The organism is Methanoregula sp. (assembly GCA_041645435.1).
Classification (GTDB): domain Archaea; phylum Halobacteriota; class Methanomicrobia; order Methanomicrobiales; family Methanospirillaceae; genus Methanoregula.
This window is the reverse complement of the sequence record JBAZQB010000019.1, coordinates 1-2,789: the sequence shown is the minus strand read 5'-3', so window position 1 is coordinate 2,789 and position 2,789 is coordinate 1. Positions and strand designations below refer to the sequence as shown.

The 2,789-nt window shown below is 49.2% G+C and carries 3 protein-coding genes; all 3 read left to right on the top strand.

What is annotated here, in order from left to right; all coding sequences use genetic code 11:
* Positions 1-862 precede the first annotated feature (862 nt).
* The 3 genes from WC593_15885 (at position 863) to WC593_15875 (ending at position 2,345) form a co-directional block, all read left to right on the top strand.
* A complete protein-coding gene (locus tag WC593_15885; protein ID MFA4826629.1) occupies positions 863-1,672 on the top strand; it encodes a hypothetical protein in 810 nt (269 codons plus the stop codon).
* A gap of 178 nt (positions 1,673-1,850) precedes the next feature.
* The gene (locus tag WC593_15880; protein ID MFA4826628.1) at positions 1,851-2,144 is read left to right on the top strand and encodes a hypothetical protein; all 294 of its coding nucleotides are present in this window, start codon (positions 1,851-1,853) and stop codon (positions 2,142-2,144) included.
* A 3-nt stretch (positions 2,145-2,147) separates the two neighbouring features.
* The gene (locus WC593_15875; protein MFA4826627.1) at positions 2,148-2,345 is read left to right on the top strand and encodes a DUF2283 domain-containing protein; all 198 of its coding nucleotides are present in this window, start codon (positions 2,148-2,150) and stop codon (positions 2,343-2,345) included.
* Positions 2,346-2,789: the final 444 nt, after the last annotated feature.

The following is a 2,789-nucleotide window of genomic DNA, read 5'->3' as shown; positions in this document are numbered from 1 at the left end:
GAATGAAAGCTGGTCAGTTGAAGCCAAAGCCCGTATCTGTTTGGGAGCCAGTCGCCCAAGGCAAAGCTGGAAAGCAATCCCCACCGGTGTGACTGGCGGTTTATGGCAGGAATCTGTTAAGCCGGGAGCAGGTTGGAAACGAGAATGGTTTCCCTTCCGCCCGTGATTGTGGAAAGGCATCTTGTGCGCCAGGCTCCCCGGTGTTTGGATTAAACAGGAGCTGTTTTGCGATAGGCTCAAGAGCAATCTAACAACTCATTGCAACCGACCGGCAGGGCGTCATTTTTTAAGTGTGGTCCTGCTTCAGGTGGCGGTTCTGAATTTGAACCGGCGGCGCGCTCAAGGGGTCTGTTGGCTGAAGGGGTTGGGTTCTGTGCTATAATGACAGGCAAATCGGGGTCGGCGCCGCCGTGGTTCGTCCGGCATATCCCTGCCGGCGGCTGAACTCGGACGTTATTCGGGCGCTCCGCGCCCGGAGACTGCCACCAAGACAGGAGAGTGTTTGAAGTGGCACATATTCAAAACACGTCGAGAGGTAGCCAAGAAGGGACCGCGATTGCCACCCAAGGTATCGACGAGGATGAGGGTGATTGGCAAAATTGTCAATCGCGGGTAGCGCGAATAATGACGGAGCGCAAAGATGACCAAGTCAAGCGTGGATTGTTTGGACCGCCCGAATAATGCCGCGCTAAGAGTGCGTTCTGTTACCCGTCGCTTCGCGCCGAATAACAACGCACTGAAGACAGAACGGGGGATAAATCCCCCGTCTGCTTAGCGCGGCATTGGGTGGCATACATTAGCGTAACTATATTTCCACTTAGCGCATATTCCAGGTCGAGCTCATATTTGAATCGTATCTGAGATGAAACGGAAAAATCATTTGAGACGCTTCTTGATACTAGGAATAGTCATCTATTTCACAGTCGTTGAAATCTACGAGTGGCAAATAGAGGATCAATTCAACTGGGCGCTAGTTGGTGTCATACTTCTGGTGGGATTGGTGGCATTCTCATGGACTAAATGGGCGAGACTTCGAAGACTCATTGGTGAAGATACAAGTACGCAACGTACTCGTGTGCAGTCATTAGTTTACTGTTACACATGGCCGATTGTTTTCGTTCCTTTGAGCATCTATCTGCTAACAAACGAATCTAATCAATCAGTTTCGCCAGTAGTTAAATTCAGTCTAATTGCAGTTGCCCCAACACTGGGCGGGCTTGTTCTCTCGGCTGCATCCAACATCAAGGGCAATCCCAAAAAGCGCTCTGAATTGATAAGAGTTGCCCAGAAATTAATCTCAGCAACAATTCTTTTAATTCTTTTCGTTCCGTTTCTATATATGGTCGATCTGTTGAAAGGGATAGATGTCAATTCCATTGATATCTATGACGTTGAAGCGTGGTTTCGAGGTATATACTTCTGGCTAGGGGCACTATGCTTCTTTGGTGGAATGCTCTTGTTTTTGTGGGGAGTGACTGATTTCATCTTTGCTTTGGAGGACTTGAACGCCACATATGTTGATGAAATCCCTTTGAATGGCGGGACAACGGGTAGTCCGGCCCCCAAACTCTCTTCACCGCTACCCCAGGACGATCTTGCCGTCTTAGGTCCTCAGGAAAAGCGTGTTGTTAATCTTGAAACCAAGTTGAAATCTGACGATATCTACACGTGAGCATTTTTAATAAGGCCGCCCAACAACTCATTGCAACCGACCGCCAGAGCGTCATTTTTTAAGTGCGGTCTTGCTTCCGGGAGTTGGTTTTGAAAACAAGGGTTGTCCGGCATATTCTCTTGGGGCGGGTTATGCCGGACGTTAGATGTCCACTCACAGAGAGAGGCGGCTTTTCCTCTTGACAAACTATATCGATGGAAATATAGTTGGAGTACAAAAGAGGGCACAAGACATGAGATTCACCCAGTACTTCCTTTACACACGCCAGCGAGAAGACCGGAAAGATATCCAGTTGAAGTGGATAGAGGAAGTCGTTTCAAATCCCATCAAGGAAGTACGCCAGAGAGATGGTCGCATCCGAAGATGGGGCAGAATAGCGGAAGCCGACAACAAGTATCTCAGAGTCGTTTTGCTTGAAGACGGGGAAACCGTTCACAACGCCTTCTTTGATCGAACATTCACGGAGAGGTGAAACATGAAGGTTAAATATTTCCCTGATACCGATACCTTGCTCCTGACTTTCAGTGATAAAAGAATAGCCGATACCCATGACCTGAACGAGAATATCCTGGTTGAATTGGACAATGATGGTCAACTGGTGAGTATGACGGTTGAACATGCCAAACACCAGACGGATGTCGGTGAATTTTCTTACCAGCAAGTAGCAGGATGAAACTGGTCACCGTCTCTCAAGCAGCGGAAGAACTGGGAGTCAAGCCTGTCAGGGTTCGACAACTTTGCCAGCAGGGTCGCATAAAAGGGGCTGAAAAACTCGGATGGGCGTGGGTCATTCCTCAACCTGTTGAAATTATCCCAGGCACCAGAGGACCGAAACTCTTGAAGGCAGGGGTGAAAAACCAAACAAGAACTCAAGGGGGCATCTAACAATTCGCTCAACCCGACGCCAAGAGCGTCATTTTTAGGCTCAGGCCGCAGCCAAAACAAGCAACGAACACAGGCAGAGGTTAGTTGAGCGCGGGTTAGCTCAAACGTTATTCGGGCGCTCCGCGCCCGGAGACTGCCACCAAGACAGGAGAGTGTTTGAAGTGGCACATATTCAAAACACGTCGAGAGGTAGCCAAGAAGGGACCGCGATTGCCACCCAAGGTATCGACGA

Bases quoted from the DNA above. Each gene is read 5' to 3' on its own strand.
- WC593_15885 (MFA4826629.1), top strand. From the start codon at position 863: ATGAAACGGAAAAATCATTTGAGACGCTTCTTGATACTAGGAATAGTC.
- WC593_15875 (MFA4826627.1), top strand. From the start codon at position 2,148: ATGAAGGTTAAATATTTCCCTGATACCGATACCTTGCTCCTGACTTTC.